The following is a 21,628-nucleotide window of genomic DNA, read 5'->3' on the forward strand; positions in this document are numbered from 1 at the left end:
GTTACGGGCGAGTTTGAAAATCCGTGGGAAGGTAAGCTTGCATCCGCAACTCGCGTCCAAGCAGTACTTGCATGTACCGACTGACCAACCCACGCAATTCGGGATACGAAGTTTCGACCACCTGTGGCAACAGCGAACGCAACGGAAACGTCGACCGGGCCGCGGTGGGGGGACTGGTGGTTTCCGCAACGGGTTCTGGGGCCGTACCGGAATCTCGCGATTTTGTGGTTTGAACCGAATCGCTTGGTGACGGACTTTCCATTAACGGGCTGTCGTTTGACAAATGCGGCGAGCGAACCAAGACATCCAAGGCCTCAATCAAGGCTGGTTTGACCAACACGAGCGACGACTGCCGCGGTCGACAAACTTCACAGACCACTCCACCACCGTCCAGAGAAAACGCAATCCGATCGCCAGATCGACGAGGCCTGGATTGAGTCGAAATCGCCGCCGGTACGCCGCCGGAATTGGTGGCTCCGGGGTTTGGAGCACTGGTGTTTGCCGCATTCGAATCCAGCTTCACGCCACAAACGGTGCACTGCCGCGTCGCAGGTGCGTGGCCGAGCAACCGAAGGCACTGGCAATCGAACGCCAACAGCGTCGCAGCAACCGGCCCCTCTCCATCGATCAACCCCAACGCGGCCAGGGTCAGGTCAAAAAGTTCTTCGTGGGGTTCGTTGTCATCCAGCCAATAACGCAATGTTTCCGCCAAGTAGTACCCGGCATAGGTGCGTTCAAGCGAACGATCGCCCCCCCGAAACCGCCGCCGTAGCTTGGACTCCGTCAATAGATCCAGATTGTCGCCCGACTTGGCGATCAAAACCACCTGACAAACGCTCAACAGGTCCAGCGACCCTTCAAAGGGGCCCTTCAAACGCCGAGCCCCCTTGGCTAAAGCCGAAATTCGGCCCAGGTCCCGAGTCAACAAATGAACGATCAAGCTAGTCTCGCTGAACTCAATCGTGCGTAATACGATCGCAGTCGTCGCGTGGTTGCGAGACTGGTCCTTGGCGTAGGGGGCCGATTTCAAAGGTCGTCGTCGTCCTGGTCAGGGGCTTCGCCTAATTGACCTAGCGATGCCAGCAATTCACTCATCTCAGCGGCAGCATGGGAATCACCCTGCTTGCGAGCCTCATCGATACCAGCCCGCAACAGACTGCGGCCTTCATTGATCCGGCCAAGATCGACAAGCTGCTGGGCGGCCATGAAAAAAGCGGGCACATAGGGGGTTTCGTCTCGCGTCAATTCCCCCAGACCACGAATGCTTTCCTCGTGGTTACCTTCGCTGCGGTGCTCCATCGCTAGGGAGTATCGCAAAAAAGTATCGGTTGGATCTTCAGCCAGCATGGCTTCGATTTTTTCGCGTCGGGACATGCCGGGGCAGCCTTCAAAAAGAAAATTTGTGAGTCGTCAAACCTGGTTTCGTGTCAGCCTATCAAGCAAAGCCGATCCTCTAAACCACATCGAACCAGTGTGCACGTCAAACAAGTGGCAACGCCACCTGAAGCCATGTCGCCCCAAAGCCGTGTCGCCCGAAGCCAATTGTTCCCTCGAAAGCCGATTGTTCGCCGGCCCCGCGGAATAGCAGCGACGCGAAATAACAGCGTCGCGGAAAACGGGACTGCTGAGAATAGACGACTGCTGAGATTAAACAAATGTCCGCTTTGGCTGTTGCCGAACTCTAGACAAGCCCTGCATTTAGCTGGCGTCCGCATCCGATGGCAGCAGTTCTTTTCGGATTTGAGCCAACGCCTTTTCACGTGGAGCCGGATCTTCGGTGGGAAATCCGATCTCTTGAACGATAAAGGCGTAGTGCGGATGCGTAGCGTCTTCGTTGAACTGAAAGTCCGCTAATTTCCGCCCACTAAGCAAGATGATCGCTGCCGCAGCAGCATCGCGGACCTGAGCCTGCACGATCGCCCCAGCGGAATACTGTTGTTCCGACGCTGGCCGCTCGTCTTCGAGCAATGGCTGCAACGAAGCAATGACGTCAGGACCACCAAATCGAGCGGCAGCTTGGGCGGCCATGCTAAGTGTGACCGGGTCGTCGGATTGTGAGATCGCATGCGTTGCCAGCGGAAGCGATTCTTTCAAATCCCAGCTCATAGCAAACCACAACATTTCTTGAGCGTTGCTGACATCTTCACGAGTCATCCATCCGGCCAACAACTGCCGGAAGGGTACCGACAACTGAGCATCCTTCAGCAAGATGCTGGAAACCTCTTTCTGCAACACTGAAAACAAGGCACCTTCGTCAACGCCGTTAACCGGAACATCTCGGTCGTTCACCAACAACAGCAATGCAATCGCATCCGCCTCGGTTGGCAAACGCTGCTCAACAAACATGCCACGCTGAATTTGGCTGATCGCCAGTCGCAAAGCCGCGGTGCGATCGGCGGCCGAACCCGCCAACGCTTTCGCGACCGGTTCCAACCGCATGGCTAGATCGACATAGACTTCTCGAATTCGGACTCCGTCGCCCAAAATCTGACGAGCCAATGGCCAACCCTCTAGCCCCACATCCTGGCCCGCCAAGAACGCATCAATCCGTCCGGCGGTTTCACTTTGGGTAATCCCCTGAGCCACATCGTTAGCTCGCATGCGGACTTCAATGTCCGAATGGTTCGCTGCGTTGTCCTGCAATACTGTCAGTGCAGGACGTCCGATCTCGCGTAATTTGGCAGTCGCCTGCTCACGCGATGCAAAGACCGTCGAGCCCAACTGCTCAACCCAAATCTGCATTTGCGCCGCGGACGGCGTTTGGGCATCCGCAGACTGGTCCGTATTCGGTTCGTCAGAACGTAGGGATTCCAGAACAGCATCACGATCGGATGCTGCAGGTTGCGGTGTGGACTGATTCGACCGGTACGCGCCAGCGATTTCAGCCGCCAGCAAGGGCGGCCGGTTTTCAATTCGAATGACGTCAACAGGGTCGCTGGTCTTTTCCGCCGCGGGCGGTTCTTCGGCTACCGCGTTGGATACCCCGATCGAGGCCACCATCAATGCAAACACCGTTAGCAGGTAACCCCTGCATCGCTGCACCGAGTTCAGATCCGGCAATATGAATCGTAAAATCATTAAAAAGGATTCCGGTTGCAGTCAATTCGACAAGGAAAGACTTGGCGGGACGATGCGGACGGCACAGTGAAGTGGAGGAGAAGTGGTGAAATGGGAAGAGAATTGGCGGGATGGGAAGAGACGGAGGTCTCGGGACATTGTACGGCATCGAGTAGGAATGCAACGAGATTCTTACCTGGAAAATCAGTTGCCTAAACCAAGGTCGGTGGCTAACCTGGACAGCGTACTGGTCCCAATCTCCGTGATTGTGACCCGCAAACTATTAGGGATTTGCGGCCGCTTGCAGCCTCACTGCTAAAAAGCCATTCAATGAAAACGAATCTGAGTGATTCGGTGGACTCCACCGAACGCGCGTTGCCTAACAACCGCGCACAAACTGATACTGCATCTTCAGTAGCCTCTTTCAACGATTCTGAATCCGTCCAGCCGGCATCAGGGGTTTCTACCCGATGCGTCCACGGTGGCGAACGACGACAAAAGTCAGAGGGCGCGATTGCGACGCCAATTTACAACGCGTCGACGTTCACGTTCGAGTCCACCGACGAACTGCTCGATTTCGTCGAAGGCCGAAAACCTCGAGAAGAATACGGCCGATACGGCAACCCCAATGAACGGGTTGTCGAAGCCAAACTGGCAGCGTTGGAAGGCGCCGAAGACGCGATCTTGTATTCCAGCGGAATGGCTGCGATCGTCGGCTTGCTGATGACACGATTATCCGCCGGCGACGAGATCGTTTTCTTCGATCAGTGTTATCACCGCAGTCGCGAGTTCTGTTCGAAACACTTAGCTCGTTTTGGTGTGGTCACGAGGCAAGTTCCTACTGGCGATTTCGCCGCCATGGAAGCCGCGATCAATTCGCGAACCAAAATGCTGGTTTCGGAATCGCCCACCAACCCGCATCTGACTTGCGTCGACCTAGAACAGTTCGCTGCGATCGGCAAAGACCGCGAGATCGAAACTCTAATCGACGCGACGCTGGCAACCCCGATGAACCTGAAGCCGATTGACTTCGGTGTGGATTACGTCCTGCATTCCGCAACGAAGTATCTCGGCGGCCATAACGATTTGCTGGCCGGTGTGATTTGCGGTCGAAAAGAATTGCTCGATCCCGTTCGCAGCCTGCGTGGTTGTCTAGGAAGCGTGAACTCACCGCAAAGCTTGTACTTACTCGAACGCGGCTTAAAAACGTTCGCGTTGCGGATGGCACGGCACAACGAAAATGGAATGGCTGTCGCCACGTTCTTAGAGAACCACCCTCGCGTTGACCGTGTTTACTACCCCGGTCTGACGTCGCATCCTACCCATGAGATCGCGACTCAACAGATGAGCGGATTCGGCGGGTTGATTACCTTCACGGTCAAAGACGCTGACTGGAAAACAACGGCCAAGGTTGTCGACGGAACTCGCATCGCTCGCATCGCACCCAGCCTAGGCGGCGTGGAATCGTTGATCGAACAACCTTTGGTGATGAGCTACTTTGGTTACTCACCGGAACAGCGTGAATCGTTTGGTATCTCGGACAACATGATTCGTTTTTCGTGTGGCATCGAAGACGCTGATGACCTCATTGCCGACTTAGACCAAGCTCTGAGGGGAATCTAAGATGTCCGGTTTTCGTACCCGCGCAATCCACGTCGGCAACGAGGTGGACCCCGCTACCGGCGCGGTTGTTCGTCCAGTTCACTTCGCTAGCACCTTTAAACAACCGGGTGCCGGACAGTGGGGAGATTTCGACTACTCACGCAGCGGCAACCCAACTCGGTCTGCACTTCAAGAAACACTTTCATCGCTCGAAGGCGGTTGCGGATCGCTAGCATTCAGTTCCGGAATGGCTGCGATCCATGCGGTAACGATGCTGCTAAGGTCCGGTGATCACGTCTTGGCAGGCGCCGACATGTACGGCGGTGCTTACCGCTTGTTGCACCAGATTTGTGATGCCGCTGGGATTACGGTTTCGATGGTCGACATGACCAATCTGGAATCCGTCGAAGCCGGAATCCGCGAAAACACGCGACTGATTTGGGTGGAGTCCATTGGCAATCCAAGGATGTCGATCGTCGATCTACCTGAAATTGCGAAGCTGGCGAAGCGTCGAGGTATTTTGACGGGTGTCGACAACACGTTTGGCACCCCCGTGCTGATCCGCCCGCTGCAAATGGGCATCGATATCGTCATGCACTCCGCGACGAAATACTTAGGTGGCCACAGCGATTGCTTGGGCGGAACGCTCTCGGTCGCCAATCAGGAATTGTGGGACCGACTGTATTTTGTCCAAAACGCGACTGGGGCCGTGCTCGATCCGATGACCAGTTTCCTGGTCGCTCGTGGCCTGAAAACATTGGACTTGCGAGTGCGAGAACAATCTCGTTCGGCGATGTATTTGGCGGAGTGGCTGGAATCGTTGAGCCTGGTTCGCACCGTGCTGTATCCCGGCTTGAAATCGCATCCGCAGTTCCCACTCGCGTCGAATCTATTCGACCCAGATCGGGCTCCTGCAAAAAAATGCTTCGGCGCGATGATCACGTTCGAACTAAACGCTTCCCTGGAAGCGGTCAAGCGAGTTTGTGAATCCACCAAGCTGTTTCACTTAGCAGTCAGCCTGGGCGCGGTGGAGTCACTGATCGAACAACCGGCGACTATGTCGCACGCGTCGTACGCTCCCGATGCCCGAGCCAAGCACGGGATCACGGATTCGTTAATCCGGTTGTCTGTCGGACTGGAAGATGTCGAAGACTTGCAGGCTGATCTTTTGTCCGCTTTTGAGACAATCGAAGGCTCTTAAGCATCACTGAGGCCTAGGCATCCCTGTGGGCACCTAACTGGCGATTCGTTCCGTGGGACGTGGCCCGCGATTTTCACATCGGCCTGAACGAACCTCCTTCGAGACGAGTTAAGTGACTCCGGCACGCGGTGCTTTGTCCTAATTGCGTCCTCGCTTTGTCCAGGCAGGTGCTCTTTTGCTGTTTGCCATAATCACTGTCCGGTTGGCGATGGGTGTGGCAAAGTGCTACTTTCATGGGCACGCGGACAATTGCCTGCGTTCTCCTTCTGACTTTTCTCGCATTTGATGATTCATGGCTGCTCACTCGTCTGGTAAGAAGAAAACGACCGTCGCCGGGGTCGTGATCGCAATCTTGATCGGCGGCTACACCATGCTGCGGCCTCAAATCAATGAGGCGACCGGCTGGAATCTTCCCGCGATTTCCGAAAACGATGTCAATCGCGGCGGCTCGACCGCCCCTCAAAAGCCAACGCAGGTGAATCCGCCTTCGGAAGCTTTCGTGACCGCGAATTCAGATCGCGGAAGCACCACCGCAGCGGATAGCCCCGCTGCCGAATCCAAATCGAGACCGCCGGGCGAGTCCACGACGGCCAAGTCGGCCCAGTCGGCCCAGTCGGCCAAACGAGGCCCGTTAGCCGATCGGATGTCGCCGGCTAAGACAGCTACCGAGAAAGCTGATACGTCGCCAGACTCCGCGTCCGATCCATCACTGAAGTACGGATTGCTACAGGAGTATGGCAGTAACCGCTACATGTCGCCGGCGGGATTGCAATACACGCCCGGCAGTGCCGAGGGACATCGCCTCGAACACCTCAAACGCCACACCGCCGACCAACCCAGTCGTCCTGGCAAGCACGGTGTCTTTGACGGTGGTATGGAAGGCGCCCTGAAGTCGATTGATAAAGCGTACCTGAATGCCCAAGCGGAAAAACGGACAACCAAACAAGTCGATGGTAATCGCACCATCTACACCGTCGACATGGGCAAACGCGTCGGCTACATCGGTGGACGGGACGGCAACCAACGTCGCAAACCGATGGCGCGTCGTATTCGATTGGTGCTGGAAGGCAAACGTGTGATCACGGCCTTTCCCCTATAGCCGGTTCGCCACGCATCGCCGCTTCACCCAAGACCTTGTGGCCTAAGCCAGTGCATCGCTGCCGCCGCCTAAAATTCAAGACACCTTTTTCAAAAGCCGAATCATCGTGACACGCATGGAACCTAAACGGAAACCACCATTCGAATCCGATTCGAATCATTCATCGATTTCCGCCGGTGAAAAACTCAGGTATCACGTGTCCGCTTGCCCAATCTGTGGCGGTGGTTTGTGTGGTGTGCGAGCCTATTTCGAATCGACCGAAAGCTTGTTATATGGGTTGGTCATCTGCGACGAATGCGAGGCGATTTGGCTGCAGCCCAATACCGAAGGCGTCCATGTTTACGCCGATGCCGAAGATCCCAAGTCACCGATCAACCAGTTCGGACTCTACGATCCAACGGTCAGTCGCTGGGCCACGGCGGATGACATCAAGTCCCTCGGATGGTCCGACGCGATTGACGATAGCCTAACCTACGATCCCAACTCTTCCGGTGGTAGTGACACCCCTGACAACGAACAACCTGCCAGCGAGGCTGAAAATGAGTGATCCAGAAAATCAGCCCACATCGGAATCGCAAGAGATCTTTGAAACGTTATTGACTCCCGAAGTCGATCCCGTGAAAGGTGGTCTGGCGTTAAAAGCCTTGGCCGATGACGAACAAGTTGGCGGCGACGAGATTATCGGTTGCCTAGCGGCCCAGCCCGAGCGATTGCCCGACGCTGACCCCGCATTGATGGGTGGACTGCTACGATTGATTCATATTCGTTGTCTCAGTAACGGCGGCGAGTCGCTCCAACGCTTGCAGACCGACTGGGTGGTCCTCGTCGCCAGCAGGCTATCGCCAGAAGTGTCCAATCGACACCTACTGATGCAGCTACTGGCGATGATGCGCACGCCGCAGTCACTCGAAAGCTTGAACCAGGTATTGGCCGATTGCCCGCCTCGTGGCTGGATGGCGGCGGGCCAAATTCTAAGCCCGCTGATGCAACACGATGACTGGCCTGTTGCGGCGTTGTTCCCACGTTTGCTCGATCGTTTGGACGAACCCGCATTGGCAGCGCCCGTCTTAGATCTGGCGGGACATCTGACTCGTTCCAAACGTGTGAAAGAACATCCGGCGACCGATCGCGTGGGTGCACTCAATGCGTTGTTGGGATCAGTGGCTGCTCGCCTGGGACGTTTTGAAGAGGACCCGCGTAGTTTCGGAACTGACGTTGACCAAGTCCAAGCCATTCTAGGCGAAGCGGTCGCACTGGCGGTTTCACTTTGTGACGCGGTAGGCTTGATCGGAGACCCATCTTCGATTGGCGAACTAAACAAAGCCGCCGAACTCAGACATCGCCGGGTTCAATGCGAGGCCGCTGGCGCACTTGCCAGGCTTGGCGAAGGCGTGGGAGTGCAGCATTTGATTGCACTCGCCGAAGAACCCTCGGCACGTTTACGAGCAATCGCGTATTCCGACGAACTTGGCTTCGGCGATCGAATCGATGAAGTCTATCGCCAACCGAGCGCCACGGCAGAAGCGGAACTGGCCCTTTGGCTATCTCAGCCACAACAAATGGGCGTACCGCCTACCAGCGTGGAAGTAGTGGATTCCCGGCGGATCCTGTGGCCTAGCTATCACGATCCCGTAGACGTCTTCTTAGTTCGTTTCCAATACGACTTCGGCGAGCGACAATACAGCAATATCGGGATTGCGGGCCCCACCACGTTTGCATTGTCCGCTGATGTTGCCGATTTGCCACCCGAAGACATTTACGCCATCTACGCCGGATGGCATGCCGAACACGACGACATCTTTGCCGTCCCAGCCAACGAACTCAACGATGCCCAACATCGTTTGGTCGAGCCCATGCAAACCTATTTGCAACGTGTCGGCTACGAAGACTTGAAGCTGGCCCTACTGGGTTTCTTCTTGGATGAAACGGCAACCGTGTTCTCGGCCAAACGAGACGGCACCGAATGCTTGGTGGTTACCGATGGACTGGAAACGATGGACTTGCCAACCGCCGGACGGATGCGTCCGCCGCAAAGCGAAGACTTATTTCACTTGTACAAAGGACGAAAGATGCTGCGGACGTTCAACCCGCAAGGCATTTAGGCCCTCAAGCAGGACCCGACAACACAACGGCAGCTACTCTCTTAGCTAGCCTTTGACCCCAAGAGTGAATCCTCTGGGCATTTTAAACCGGGCAATTCAAACTGCGCCATTCCAACTGGCCAAACCGCGTCCACCAAGGCTGCCAACATGAACCCGTTACCACTAGGACCACTGTACGAAAGTCAGACCCGAATTCGCCAAGAGTTCCTCGACTTCACGGCCCAATGGCAAAAAACCAAAGAGGGTTGGCGGGACGAACCCGCGCGACGTTTTGAAGAGCAATCGCTCAATACGCTGACGCCAACCCTGACTCGAATGTCAGCAGCGATGCAAACTTTTGCGGAAGAGGTTCGTGCCGCTGACCAGGCATTGCACGACCCGGAAGCGAGCTCTGGCGGCGAGTAGGCGATCTTGCTGTGAATTTGGGCATGGTGCCCGCTAGGTGTCTCACGCGCGGTCAAATCGAGTGCATCGAGCAATTTTTGGCATCGATATGACCTGCCACTAACGTTGCCTTATCTCGCCTTGGCAGCCGCCTAAGTGCCAAACAGCCCTGTTGAGACCAACTAATCGGTACAACCGGATTCGCCATTACCGAAGTTGGACAACTTGTTGGCATCGCGATTGCTTCATCGTTTGGATCAGTCGAAAAGTAGTTCCATGAGCTACTTATTGTTCAGAAGAGATCGCCAAATCCAAAACCAGCCGAGAGTAATACGATGTTCGCTCCCATTCACGCCCCCACCTTCATCCAAACTGTCCACGGCCTGACTTACAAGGTCGCCCGAGTCGCCAAACGGGACGAAAAGGAAGATCCACAACACTCCAGTAAATCGAATCGCTTCGCCAACCAATCGAAGCGATCTTCCGCATCTAACGCTCAATCGAGCGACTCGAAAAGAACTCCCTGAAATAGCCGATGGCGATCCACGAATCCGATCGAGAAGATCTACTTGCTGAAAGTGCCAACTTGCCTCAACGCGGGCGAGTTACCGGGCAAAACTTTCAGCAGTGGATCATCGGTTGGCGGAAGGATTCGTCGGTCAGCCTGTACGTTGATGCGGATCCAGTCTTCCAATTCAATTCGAGCGGCGAACTCCGCCGTGCGTATGTTGATGGGAAGAAATTGGCGGCTGAGCAAGGACAACTTTGTGAACTGGTCCGGGCTGTCAACGCGGCAGGACGAATCTCGCTTCTGCGACAAGCGTTAACGGACGAGCAATTCGAGGCGGTTCAGAGCCAACTAAGCCAAGCACTGAACGAATTACAAGACGCCCTATCGCAACCCAACGCGAAGATCGAAACAATCGGTTTGGACGCAGATGCATTTGTGCAATCTGCCCTGGATTGGCTTCGCAGTCGCCCCTCGTCTATCACGATCGCGCAGACACCAAACGCGTGCTAACGTTTGCGAACGATGCTCGTCTTATCAAGGCGTTTTCACCTGCCATCTGCACTTACGACGGCGGACAAAGCTCTCGCGGCGTTTCCACCGTCACCGATGCACCGGACGTTGGATCATAGAACTGCACGTTCTTCGCCAACAACGCCAGCGGAATGTCGCTCTGCGGGCTCCCATACAACGGGTCACCGAGAATGGGATGTCCTCGATGAGCGGTTTGCAACCGAAGTTGATGCATCCGGCCAGTCACGGGAGACAATTTCAACAAGGTAGCACGACTGGCATCCTGATAACGAATGATCTCGATATCCGTCTCCGCTTGTTTCGCGTGCGGGTCCTCCGCGGTACAGACCTCTCCGCGAGCCTCACCAGCACACTTTGCTAGAAAATCCTGCCAGTTCGAAGGCTCGGGTTCGACCTTACCGTGAACCCATGCGTGATACGTTTTCTTCACCTTTCGCGTAGCGAATTGCTCCGATAACAATCGAGCGGCTTTTTTGGTCGTTGCCAACAACACCACGCCGCTCACATCTCGATCCAAACGATGCACCGCGACCAAGTAAGCCAAGTCGCCAAATTGGTCACGTGCCGTCGACTCAACACTCGCAATCCCCGGCGGCGCAGTCGTTGGCAAACCAGCCGGCTTGTCGACTGCGATTGCGGAACGCGACCGCCATAGAATGTCCAGGTGCATCAGCGTTCGAACTCTTTAGCGTCGCAATTCCATCGAGCCACCCCATCCAAGCTTCTCGCGAAGCGTCCGGTAATCGTTCTGGCCCGGGACACTCAACATACGAAAGCTGACCGGCGCTCGGTGAACTCGAACGCGATCGCCGGCTTGCAATGCACCCAAAATACGACCGTCGACAACGATACTGGTGGTCGAGTGCGGTTCGGTGACGGCCAATTCTAATTGAGTATCAGCCGAGTCGACTAAAGGCCGATAGGTAAGTGTGTGTGGACTAATCGGTGAGATCACGAACGCTTGCAACTGACGTCGCAAGATCGGGCCACCCGCCGAAAGGCTGTGTGCTGTCGAACCAACGGGTGTTGCAATGATCAGCCCATCACATCGGTACTGGGTGGCAAGATTCCCGTCAGCGTATAGATCAATATCCAAGATGCTAAACGGTGGTCCGCCCATCACCGCGGCTTCGTTCAAAGCAAGTTGTTCGGCAACGACTTTGTCGTCACGAACAATTTGGACCTGCAGCATAAGGTGATCAACAACACTGAAATCACCATGGCAAACTTTCGGCCAAGCCTGCAAGAAGTCATCGGGTGACAATGCGGCCAAAAAACCCAGCCGACCGCAATTGACGCCTAAGACAGGTGCTTGATGGTTACCCATCTGACGCGCCGATTGCAAAATCGAACCATCACCACCGATGACGATCACCAAGTCCGCATCATCGCCGGTGAACTCATGCGAAAACTCAAAGTCTTCGGCAACCAAGGTAGCGTGTGCTTGGATCACCGGCTGGAGCTTTTGCCACGCTTCTTGCACACGTTTTCGCCCCGGCGTTCCGATAACGATCACCCGTGGCGGTGTGCCGCAACCGCACCAGTTAGGCATGTCTTCTGATGGAGTTGCTGGTGGTTGGTTCATCCAACGCTCACTTGAGCAGCGGCGTCTCGGCATACGCCCGCAATTCCATCTGGCGACAGCGATTGGTCCGCCAACAAGTCTGGGCGGTCACCGTGCTGAATGTATTCATCCGGTAATGCCAAACGATGGATCAGTCGCGTGTCGAGCCGCTGCTCGGCGGCGGATTCAAGGAACGCCGAACTAAATCCACCGACGATCGTGCCCTCTTCCAGCGTGACGACAAAACGCCCTCCCGAAAGAGTTTGATGAACCATCTCGTGATCAATCGGCTTGACGAATCGAGCGTTGACGACGCCCACATTCAATTCGCCTTCGAGACTTTCCGCCGCAGCAATCGCTTGTTCCAGCATCGCCCCGTAAGCCACGATCGTTCCGTCGCAGCCTTGGCGAATCCACTCACACTTACCAATTTCGATCGGCTCGGGCGTGTGGTCTAACTCAAGTGCTGAAGCTTTCGGATAACGAATGCCAGTTGGATGGTCATAGGCTAAAGCGGCCTGCAACATCATTGGTAGTTCAGCAGCATACCCCGGCGCCATCAGAGCAAGGTTAGGGAACAGTCGCATATAACCGATGTCATACACACCGTGGTGTGTTGGTCCATCCGGACCAGTCAATCCAGCGCGGTCCATCATGAAAACGACTGGCAAATCTTGTAGCGATACTTCTTGGAAGATCTGGTCGTAGCTGCGTTGCAAGAACGTACTGTAAATATCAACGATAGGCCGCATGCCGGTTTTGCACTGCCCCGCCGCAAACGCGACCGCGTGCGATTCACAAATTCCGACGTCGAAGAAACGATCGGGATAGTTTTCACGAACGGGTTCGAGTTTGTTGCCCTGACACATCGCAGCGGTGATGACCGTTACCCGCGGATCACTTTTCATGGCCGCGTCGATCGCGTCGCGGGCATGTGTTGTGTACGGCGGACGTCCCTCACTACCACGTGTGACCGGTTTCCCGCCGCGATCTTCGAATGCTGGCGGAGTGTGGAAGAACACTGGATCTTCGGCAGCGGGTTTGTAACCGTGACCTTTCTCGGTCACCACGTGCAACAACACTGGCCCCGAGATCTCCTTACACATCTTCAGGTACTTCCGCATCAGCGGAATGTCGTGCCCATCGATCGGGCCGATATAGCGAATGTCGAGTTCTTCAAAAAGCATCCCGCCCAACAGCCCCGCTTTAACGCCTTCTTTCATTTGCGCCAGCAACCGTTCAGCCGGATCGCCAAACATCGGCACATGGTCCAGCAGCCGGCCTACTTCGTGTTTCAACCCGGTGTAGAAAGGGTTATTACGCAGCCGGTCGAGGTAGCTCGCCACGGCGCCGGTGCGGTGGCAGATCGACATTTTGTTGTCGTTCAAGACAATCGTCAGGTCCTGGCCGAGCTCGCCAGCATTATTGAGCGCCTCGAAGACGATTCCGCTGGGGAACGCGCCGTCACCGATCACCGCAACGGTTCGACGATCCGATTGATCACCCAAGACATCGCCGCTGCGCAGACCAACCGCCGTGCTAACACTGCTGCCAGCGTGGCCCGTCATGAAAAGGTCGTAATCGCTCTCTTGCGGATTGGGGTAACCCATCAAACCGCCGCGAGTACGGATACTCTCGAATTGGTGATACCGGCCGGTGACTAATTTGTGGGGATAGATTTGATGACCGGTATCCCAGATCAAACGGTCCGACAGGAAGTTGAACTCAGAGTGCAATGCCAAGCACAATTCGACAACGCCCAAGTTTGAAGCGAAGTGAGCCGTACGAGTCGCCAACAAGTTGCAAAGGACATCGCGAATCTCAACCGCAACCTGTTCTAAGTTTTCCGACGACAGATCTTTCAGATCGCGAGCATCGGTTAAACCCGCCAACAGAGGGTGTCGCTGTTCCACATTCGATTGGGCCGATTGGCCGGAGGGTAAGTTCGGTTGGCTCATGTCGTTCGCTCCAAGATGTAATCCGCCATTATATGCAACCGATCCGTCGACGCCCCCGAAAGTTCGAGCGAAGAGAGCGCCCCCAACGCTTCGTGGGCTAGCTGAATGGTTGCCGCCGCGTGTTGACGCGCCATTTCGATGCCGACGCTCACATCAAGATTCCCCTGATCGTCGCGAGCGTTTGCCTCCGCCGCCATCAGTTCGGGAAAAGTCAGTTTGCCGCGGCCCATATCTTTCTGGGTTCGTTTGCCAAGTTGCTCGTCGGTGGCAGTGTAGTCCAGAACATCATCGGTGATTTGGAAGGCAAGTCCGAAAGCTTCGGCGTAACGCCCCAAAGCATCGATTATGTGGTTTTCAACACCGGCGCTGATTGCACCGAGTCGGACACTTGCAACGAATAACGCTCCGGTCTTTCGACGGTGGATCAATTCCACATGTTCACGTGCCTCGCGAGGTGACGGGAAGTCCTGAATCGAGACGTTTTCGGCCGCCAGATCGTCTTCCTGGCCACCAACCAGTCCCGAGGCACCCGCCGCTTGAGCCAGTTCACCGATCATCCGCCCCGCCCGCAATGGATCGCTAACGTGACGGTATAAATGAGCGAAGGCTTCCGCCTGCAATGCGTCACCGGCAAGAATCGCGGTCGCTTCGCCAAATTGAATGTGAGTTGTCGGACGTCCTCGACGTAAGTCATCGTCGTCCATCGCGGGCAAATCGTCATGAATCAGCGAATAGGCGTGAATCATTTCGACGGCAACCGCTCCCGGCATCGCGTTCTCGATCGTTCCGCCACATGCCTCTGCGGACATCAATACCAAGGTCGGGCGTAACCGTTTTCCAGGAGCTAGCAGTGCGTAACGAATCGCATCACGCAAGCGGTCGGGACATTTCAATGCGTCCCCAGCAACGTTTTCAAAGTCGCAGGCACTCGCCAATGCATCGCCGATCCGAGGCCGATATTCGGCTAAAAAATCTGAAACAAGCATTCCGGTTCAATCCTCGTCCTGCGACGCATCGGCCAGACCGCTGGCTCCCACGCCACGTCGCCGCCCACGATTCTTTTGCTTCGCAATCAACGAATCCGAGTCCGAGCGATTACCGCCGCCATCATCGAAGGACTCACTGATTGGATTACCTTCCGCATCAAAACCGGCCAGAATGCTGATTTTGCGTTCCGCCACCTCAAGCAAACGGTAGCACTGCCGCATTTTCGCGACCGCGGTCTCGTACTGGGTCAGCGAATCATCCAGAGTCAGCTCCCCTGACTCCAATGCACCGACAATCTTCTCGATCTCGCCAAGCGCGGTTTCGAAATCGACCGAACTCTCCCCCTCGGATTGCGATTCGGATGACTCCGCTTGCTGGGATTGAATCTGTACAGATGCGTCGAGATCACCCGAATCGGTGTCCAGGGTGTCGGCGGAGGGTTTTACTTTGGCCAATCCATCAAGCTCATCACGAGTCATTTTGCTTCAGCAGGTTTTGTGACCTACCATTTTTCTGTAGGTCCGTCTTTGGTTGCAGTATAGCAACATGTCCATTGATCGCGACAGAACCGGGTGGGGTCCTTCCAGGGCACTGCTTTCGTTTTCGACTCACTTTTCATATTTGCACGTCTGCCGCACGGAATGACTCGCTCAAATCGGAAATCTCGCTCTCGTCGGAAAAATCGTTGTAAATCAACTACATCCCGACCAAAGAACAATCCCGCCTCAATCGAGACGGGTTTGACCGATGACGGCTTGAATGAAGCCAAGGCAACCGCCGATACGGATCCAGCCAACAATCTAGACGGCGAGGACACCAACACATGCGACACGGACGCCACCTCGGATCCGGCCTGCACTGAAAATGCGCCGGCTCCATCAACAATGGATTCGGAACCAATCGACTCCGAACCAGCCGAATTAACCGAAGCCAACGATTTGGAAGCGTCGGTCGAGATTCCTGTATCTAACTGCGCGGACATCCAGGCGGAAATTCTCGCCGATCAGATCGCGGAACAGATGGAAACGCTCGAGGCCGATCCTGAGCCGGAGCCCATCGAGACTCCAATCGAGCCCGTAGCGGATTCGTCATTCCAAGAAGCCGCCGACGAAATTGAAAACGTCGAAGCCGCCGCACCATTTGTTAATGAGGCTGCTTTCCTGGCTAACACCACCATCGACAACGAAGCGACTCCCTTCGCCGACGATGCCTATGCGGAAGCCTATGCACTCGATGAGGAAATGGCGTCGATTCCTTTGCCAGAACCTACGACTTCTGGTTCAACGCAACCTGATCGATCGCCGGAAATTATCGAGCGACTCGAAACACTGCTGCAGCGTTTCGATCATCTCGACATGCGACTGGACCAATGGGGCCAACCCATTGAAGGCCAATTGAATCAAACTCAGCCAACGAGCGAGTTGATGACCAATGGCATGATTGGCGACGGATTTGCAACCGCCTTGGCAAGCAATACTGACCACACCGAAGAACTTCAACAGCTTCGCGACGAGCTGGAAAAGTCCTGGCAGGAAAACGAAGAACTCCGGCACCAGAACAACACTCTGGCTACCCAAGTCGCCGAATCGAGCATTCACAAAACCGTCCAAGCTGATCAAGGAATTGACGAATCACTTTCGTGGGAAAGCCGCAAAGCGTTAATCCTACGACAAATGGAAGAAGACTCGTTCGATGCCGATGCATTCGTGCAATCGCTCTCCGGCGAGGCACAACAACACGCCGTCGTCCAATGCGAGGATGTTGCCGAACCGGTCCAGCTAACGCCTGCGGAATTCATTGAATCATTGGTCGATCAAATCAGCCGCCTCGAAGGTATGATTGGTGCTCGCGATAAGGAAATCGGTGAACTGCAAATGCTGCTGCAAAACCAATCCGAAACCCGTGACGGTGGAATCGCAATTGGCGCCGCTGCGATCGCCGGCCTCGTCGACTCCGACGAACTGGTCATGGAAGAGCGTGAGCGTTTGCAGCAACTTAAAAGCGACTGGGAAGACAAGTTCCGCCAAGCCGAAATCGAAGCGTCGTTGGAACGAGCTAAGCTGTCACGCGAACGCCAAGAACTCGCCAAACGCACTCAGCAGTTGGAAGAAAAGATCGAAGATCTTCAGCGAGAAAAACGCGACAACCCCACACCAGCCAAAACCGGCCGACGCTGGTTGGCGGAACTGGGAATCGGCACCACCGATAACGGTTAACCACCCGTTTCTCGCAATCTTGCCCAAACAGGATCGGTCCTATCACGATCCTTCTCTATCCGTCAGCGGCCTAAACGCTGATTGTACGCAAGCATCGAGCCCGCGATCGGTCGAGCTTCGGCACCCGCATTCCGATTGCAGTGATGCCGTTGATTGAGCCCCTCCGCATCCGTAAGGCTCTCGATCCGCAAGGCTCTCGATTCAATTGGTCAGGACACAGCAAGAGAACTTCTTTCCCCGCAAATCCCGGCCCTCTACCTTGACTGCAGATTGTTAACAATCTATCCTGGCGGGTACCATGCTCCCCTTGGTTGCCAACTAAGGCAAGTTCGCCGCACGCATGGTCGTCTTCTTTAGATATCGTCAATGAGGTTTCCGATGCGTCTTGCTGTGATTTTGATGGCGGTTTCCCTCGTCATCACCCATTGCCTTCCGGCATCGTGCGCACCAGTCACTGCGTCTGAAACCACACTATCGGACTCACAGCCTCAAGCCACTTCATTATCAACGACTCCATTGGCGTCTGCTGTATCGACGACAACCACTGCCGAGCTAGCGTCCGCTGAAATAGCCTCCGCTACGGCAGAGGCGAGTGCATTCGACGAACTTATCCACAAGCTACGCCAAGGCGGGATCGTCGTGGTCCTTCAGATACTGCTTTCGATCGTCGGCTTCTCGGTGGCATTGGAGCGGTTTGTTCATCTTCGAGGTAGTGCCCTGGTACCGCCGGGGCTGATCGCGAACGCAGACCGACTTTGGAAGCAAGGGAAGTATGACGAACTCATTCAAACAGCACGCAACAACGGCAGCCTGCTAGGACTTGTCATCGAGGAGGTCGTACGGCATCGCTCCGCTGGCCACCAAGTCGTGTCCCAACTCGCGGGAGATGTAGCGGCACGAGAGATTCGCCGCCACATGCAGCGTCTCTTCCCAATCGCATTGGTCGCTACTCTCGAACCGTTGTTAGGATTGCTCGGAACGATGTTGGGAATGATCGGTGCGTTTGAAACCGTAGCGGTCGCTGGATCGATGGGCGACGCCTCGATTCTTGCCGACGACATTGCCAAAGCACTGGTGACAACGGCCGTTGGTTTGATCATCGCGATCCCGGCGGTGTTCATCTATCAGTGTCTGAAAAGCCAAATCGGATTCGGCAGTGCGTCGCTAGACCAAGCGGCCAGCGGGCTCATTAGCGATTGGTTGATCCTAGCGCCACCAACGACTGCCTCCGACAATACAGTCTCCGGCGAGACTGCTCCCGGAGACATCTCCACGTCACCGGGTCCGCTCGAAACTGCAGCCACGGCGGAGATGGTCTGATGAGAACCGAAATCATCGAAGAGGAATCCATCGAACCGCAAATGGCACCGTTAATCGACTGTGTCTTCTTGCTACTCATCTTCTTTCTGGTCGCGACGACGCTCAAAAAGTTGGATCGACAACTCCCCATCGAACTGCCGCCCGCAACCCAAGCTGTTGAGGTGGCAGTCGATCCACAAACCCTCATCATCGAAGTCGATGCCGCCGGCCTCACCTACTGCAACGGCAACATGGCAACGCCGGGTGTCTTGATGCGTCAACTCGATCAAGTTGCGTCGGAACAACCTGACCGTCCCGTCCGCATCGACGCCGATCGCTCCACGCCCTTCGAACATGTCGTCGAAGTACTCGAAGCCCTAAAGCTACGATCACTTTCGAACGTAGCGGTTCGCGTCGCCGATTCGCACTAGTCGCCAATACGCATTCGTAACCGCCCACCGTTCTAGGTCGCAATATGAAGGCATCTTCGTCGAACCCCAGTCAACAGCACGCTGTCTCGCAATCGAGATGGCTTCTCGGATCGCTGACTGTTCACGCATGCATCTTCGTAGCGATCGTCTTGCTGTTACGTTCCGGCGTGGATCCCCATACCGATGCAAACGCGAATCCAGCAAGCGTTACCAGTGCCGCCCGCCTAGAAGAGCTCAGCGAGAAAGTACGCCAACTGCATCAACGTCAAATGATCGATTCGGTCAGATCGTTAGAAGAAACGCTACAGGCGATGGAGAAGCTTGAAGAGTCCAGGGTGAATCAACTTCGAGAAGCCTACCCAGAACAAACCACATCGGCCCCCGAAGATCTCTCCGCTGCGTATGACCAAGCGATTTCAGCGCAACAAAGAGCACTCGAAAAGATCGATGAAGCTTTGGCGGCATCCGACGCGAACCATGAAGACCAATTGAACGAAGCTCGGACCGCAGCGATCCAAGAACAAGTGATCGCCGAAGATTCCTTTGCGGTCATGGCGGCGGCGCAAGCACTTATTGGACATTCCACCGACGCGCTGGCTCCCATCGTTGAAATGCAGGTAACGGCAAGCCAAGCTCTTGCGACTGCACGAGCAAAGGATCGCGAAGCCGCCGCCGCTCGAAATGAAATTGGACGTCATGGCAACCAAATAGCGCACGTCCGAGCAATGCTCGCTCGCCTCAGTTCAGAGGTCAAAAAGATTGAAAGCGAGATCGCAAACCGAGAACAACAACTCGTCGATGCTGCCCAAAAAGTGGAAGTCGCCAAGAAGGCTTTCGAATTGGAAACGAAAAACCTTAAGGATGCCGAAACCGCCAAACGGACCGCCGACAAAGAGTTCACCGATGCCAGAAATCAAGTCGCTGATGCACTACGTGAATTCAAATCGACGCAAAAAAAGAAGATTCAGTCGGACACCGAAGTCGCCCAACAAAAGCTTGATAAAGCAAGGCGAGCTGAACAATCGATGCGTCAAGCTCAGCAAGACGCCAGCCGTCAAGTCAATCAAGCAAAACAAAAAGCAAACACCGCCCAGCATCAAATCAAAATTGCGGAGCATCAACTCCCCACGATTCGTCGCCCAATCGAAACCTTGTCGCAGCGAAAGTCAACTTCGCAAGCACAGCTCAAAGAGGCTCAACAAAAAGCGACTGCGCAGGAGACTCTTCTCGCTCAACCTTTTGCCCGTCTGCGAGCAGCGAGCGTTGAAGCCAAAGAACAACTTGCTCAAGCGAGGATCGCTCAAGAATTGGCAATTGCAGCAAGCCAAGCGATGACCTCAAACTTTCAATCGCCAACCGATGAAGAGTCGCAATCAACGACGCCAGCAAACACACTCGCAACCACCCAAGCGACCTTTCAACGGGCGCAAGAGCTGGAACGACAAATATCGCAACGGTTCAAAGACATCCGCTCCGCCGACGTGGCCCTCGTTCAATCAATCGATCCAGCCGAAGCCCGGAAACTGGTCAGCGTCGCGTTACCGCAACAGCCCGATCTAGACGAAGCTGCATTGGACCACCCCGCTCGAACTCAAGCAGAGATGCAGCGTCAAATCGATACGTTAAGTAAAGCGGCATCGCAATCAAAAACAATGGATGAATTCGCTCGCGGATTACTCGCCCGCGCCCAAGGACTTGAGCAAGAAGGGCTGCAGATCACCTTGGCGGAGCGTCAAGCGGACGCAGCCGAGGAACAATCCCAATCAGCCGAAGACATTAGTGGAGCCGTTAGCGATATGACGTCGTTGATGGCCAAACGAAGCGAACGCAAAAATTCATCGTCACCGAGTCCTGAACAAAGCTCAACAAAATCCTTGCCAACACCTGCGGCCACGATGTTGCCGGACACCACCGTTGTCGATCAACTGAGTTTGCCAGCACCGCCAGCACCACAAGATATGGCATCGGCATCACCCACTCGCCGATTCAGCACCCGTTTAGGTGCCCCTACATCCGGATGGACCTTCGTGGATTCTTGGTACATCTTGGGTCCGTTCGACAATACCAACCGAACGAATATCCACAAACAATTCCCTCCTGAAAGCATGGTCGACTTAGATGCGAAGTATCGTAGCCAAGCGAGCCCCGACGCAATTGACTGGCGATTCTACCAATCGAGCACTCCCAAGATTGAACCACGGCATCTTCAGGGTGAGTACGTCATCTACTATGCCTGGACGCAGCTTCACTTCGACGAACCCACCGACGTGTGGATCGCCGTCGGGAGCGACGACCGCTCGGACTTATGGATCAACGATGTCCGAGTCTGGTCCAGCAGCGATGTGCTGAAGATGTGGCGAATCGACGAAGGTCTACGTCGCGTCCGCTTCGATGCGGGCTACAACAAAGTGCTGTACCGAATCGAGAATGGGAACGGTCCCTGGGCGTTCAGCCTCTGTTTGCACTTAGATAGCCAAGCACCAGCCCGTTTGAACTAGGCACAAAGCACTAGCAAACGGCATAAAACCTGATCGCCCCCAATTCAGCCATTCAGATCAACTGATCCAAGAGGCGAACCGTCCGCTTCACGCGCCATACATTCCGCTGGTCTTTCGTCAGCGCACGAAAAAAGCCTGCAAAACACAAGGTCTTGCAGGCTTTCAATTTGCGATGATTGGTCATCTGA

At 55.2% G+C, this 21,628-nt stretch carries 20 protein-coding genes; 12 read left to right on the forward strand and 8 right to left on the reverse strand.

Annotated elements, in window-relative coordinates; translation table 11 throughout:
- Position 1: 1 nt before the first annotated feature.
- From recO to ACR3ZL_RS22710, 3 genes are all read right to left on the reverse strand, one after another.
- Positions 2 to 1,030, reverse strand: coding sequence for a DNA repair protein RecO (recO, locus tag ACR3ZL_RS22700; protein ID WP_473650807.1), 1,029 nt, complete (start codon positions 1,028 to 1,030; stop codon positions 2 to 4).
- Positions 1,027 to 1,374 (reverse strand): hypothetical protein, encoded by a 348-nt coding sequence (locus ACR3ZL_RS22705; RefSeq protein WP_473650806.1) that lies wholly within the window; start codon positions 1,372 to 1,374, stop codon positions 1,027 to 1,029. Before ACR3ZL_RS22705 ends, recO begins: the two co-directional genes overlap by 4 nt.
- Positions 1,375 to 1,698: 324 nt before the next feature.
- Complete coding sequence (locus tag ACR3ZL_RS22710; protein ID WP_473650805.1) at positions 1,699 to 3,078, reverse strand: hypothetical protein; 1,380 nt, start codon at positions 3,076 to 3,078, stop codon at positions 1,699 to 1,701.
- A gap of 309 nt (positions 3,079 to 3,387) precedes the next feature.
- On the opposite strand from ACR3ZL_RS22710, the gene ACR3ZL_RS22715 reads away from it, so the two are divergent.
- The 8 genes from ACR3ZL_RS22715 to ACR3ZL_RS22750 all read left to right on the forward strand — a co-directional run bounded on the left by ACR3ZL_RS22715 (position 3,388) and on the right by ACR3ZL_RS22750 (position 10,466).
- Positions 3,388 to 4,680 (forward strand): trans-sulfuration enzyme family protein, encoded by a 1,293-nt coding sequence (locus ACR3ZL_RS22715; RefSeq protein WP_473650804.1) that lies wholly within the window; start codon positions 3,388 to 3,390, stop codon positions 4,678 to 4,680.
- Position 4,681: 1 nt separating this feature from the next.
- Positions 4,682 to 5,860 (forward strand): trans-sulfuration enzyme family protein, encoded by a 1,179-nt coding sequence (locus ACR3ZL_RS22720; protein WP_486172986.1) that lies wholly within the window; start codon positions 4,682 to 4,684, stop codon positions 5,858 to 5,860.
- 292 nt (positions 5,861 to 6,152) lie between these two features.
- Positions 6,153 to 6,959: a hypothetical protein gene (locus ACR3ZL_RS22725; RefSeq protein WP_473650803.1), complete on the forward strand. Its 807-nt coding sequence runs from the start codon at positions 6,153 to 6,155 to the stop codon at positions 6,957 to 6,959.
- Between the two features lie 115 nt (positions 6,960 to 7,074).
- Positions 7,075 to 7,506 (forward strand): hypothetical protein, encoded by a 432-nt coding sequence (locus ACR3ZL_RS22730; protein ID WP_473653480.1) that lies wholly within the window; start codon positions 7,075 to 7,077, stop codon positions 7,504 to 7,506.
- A complete protein-coding gene (locus ACR3ZL_RS22735; RefSeq protein ID WP_473650802.1) occupies positions 7,499 to 9,061 on the forward strand; it encodes a HEAT repeat domain-containing protein in 1,563 nt (520 codons plus the stop codon). Before ACR3ZL_RS22730 ends, ACR3ZL_RS22735 begins: the two co-directional genes overlap by 8 nt.
- Before the next feature lie 147 nt (positions 9,062 to 9,208).
- On the forward strand, positions 9,209 to 9,466 hold the full coding sequence (locus ACR3ZL_RS22740; protein WP_473650801.1) for a hypothetical protein: 258 nt from the start codon (positions 9,209 to 9,211) through the stop codon (positions 9,464 to 9,466).
- A 314-nt stretch (positions 9,467 to 9,780) separates the two neighbouring features.
- The gene (locus ACR3ZL_RS22745) at positions 9,781 to 9,972 is read left to right on the forward strand and encodes a hypothetical protein (RefSeq protein ID WP_473650800.1); all 192 of its coding nucleotides are present in this window, start codon (positions 9,781 to 9,783) and stop codon (positions 9,970 to 9,972) included.
- An 8-nt stretch (positions 9,973 to 9,980) separates the two neighbouring features.
- A complete protein-coding gene (locus tag ACR3ZL_RS22750) occupies positions 9,981 to 10,466 on the forward strand; it encodes a hypothetical protein (protein WP_473650799.1) in 486 nt (161 codons plus the stop codon).
- Positions 10,467 to 10,518: 52 nt separating this feature from the next.
- Here the strand turns inward: ACR3ZL_RS22750 and ACR3ZL_RS22755 are convergent, their stop codons facing one another.
- From ACR3ZL_RS22755 to xseB, 5 genes are read right to left on the reverse strand one after another with little or no spacing between them, the layout of a single operon-like run.
- Complete coding sequence (locus tag ACR3ZL_RS22755; protein WP_473650798.1) at positions 10,519 to 11,157, reverse strand: RluA family pseudouridine synthase; 639 nt, start codon at positions 11,155 to 11,157, stop codon at positions 10,519 to 10,521.
- A gap of 15 nt (positions 11,158 to 11,172) precedes the next feature.
- Entirely contained in the window at positions 11,173 to 12,072 is a 900-nt protein-coding gene (locus tag ACR3ZL_RS22760) for an NAD(+)/NADH kinase (protein ID WP_473650797.1), read from the reverse strand.
- A complete protein-coding gene (gene dxs, locus ACR3ZL_RS22765; RefSeq protein WP_473653479.1) occupies positions 12,069 to 14,009 on the reverse strand; it encodes a 1-deoxy-D-xylulose-5-phosphate synthase in 1,941 nt (646 codons plus the stop codon). The genes ACR3ZL_RS22760 and dxs overlap by 4 nt, the downstream gene beginning before the upstream one ends.
- Positions 14,006 to 14,995, reverse strand: coding sequence for a polyprenyl synthetase family protein (locus ACR3ZL_RS22770; RefSeq protein WP_486172987.1), 990 nt, complete (start codon positions 14,993 to 14,995; stop codon positions 14,006 to 14,008). The genes dxs and ACR3ZL_RS22770 overlap by 4 nt, the downstream gene beginning before the upstream one ends.
- A gap of 6 nt (positions 14,996 to 15,001) precedes the next feature.
- Positions 15,002 to 15,475, reverse strand: coding sequence for an exodeoxyribonuclease VII small subunit (xseB, locus tag ACR3ZL_RS22775; RefSeq protein ID WP_473650796.1), 474 nt, complete (start codon positions 15,473 to 15,475; stop codon positions 15,002 to 15,004).
- A gap of 276 nt (positions 15,476 to 15,751) precedes the next feature.
- Here xseB and ACR3ZL_RS22780 point away from each other — a divergent pair, with 276 nt between their 5' ends.
- The 4 genes from ACR3ZL_RS22780 (at position 15,752) to ACR3ZL_RS22795 (ending at position 21,440) form a co-directional block, all read left to right on the forward strand.
- On the forward strand, positions 15,752 to 17,212 hold the full coding sequence (locus tag ACR3ZL_RS22780; protein WP_486172988.1) for a hypothetical protein: 1,461 nt from the start codon (positions 15,752 to 15,754) through the stop codon (positions 17,210 to 17,212).
- Between the two features lie 366 nt (positions 17,213 to 17,578).
- The gene (locus ACR3ZL_RS22785) at positions 17,579 to 18,532 is read left to right on the forward strand and encodes a MotA/TolQ/ExbB proton channel family protein (protein WP_486172989.1); all 954 of its coding nucleotides are present in this window, start codon (positions 17,579 to 17,581) and stop codon (positions 18,530 to 18,532) included.
- Positions 18,532 to 18,942 carry an ExbD/TolR family protein gene (locus ACR3ZL_RS22790; RefSeq protein ID WP_473650793.1) on the forward strand — a complete coding sequence of 137 codons (411 nt, stop codon included), beginning with the start codon at positions 18,532 to 18,534 and terminating at the stop codon, positions 18,940 to 18,942. Before ACR3ZL_RS22785 ends, ACR3ZL_RS22790 begins: the two co-directional genes overlap by 1 nt.
- A gap of 44 nt (positions 18,943 to 18,986) precedes the next feature.
- Entirely contained in the window at positions 18,987 to 21,440 is a 2,454-nt protein-coding gene (locus ACR3ZL_RS22795; protein WP_473650792.1) for a coiled-coil domain-containing protein, read from the forward strand.
- The last annotated feature ends 188 nt before the right edge of the window (positions 21,441 to 21,628 follow it).

This window comes from Rhodopirellula sp. J20-39, assembly GCF_057365095.1.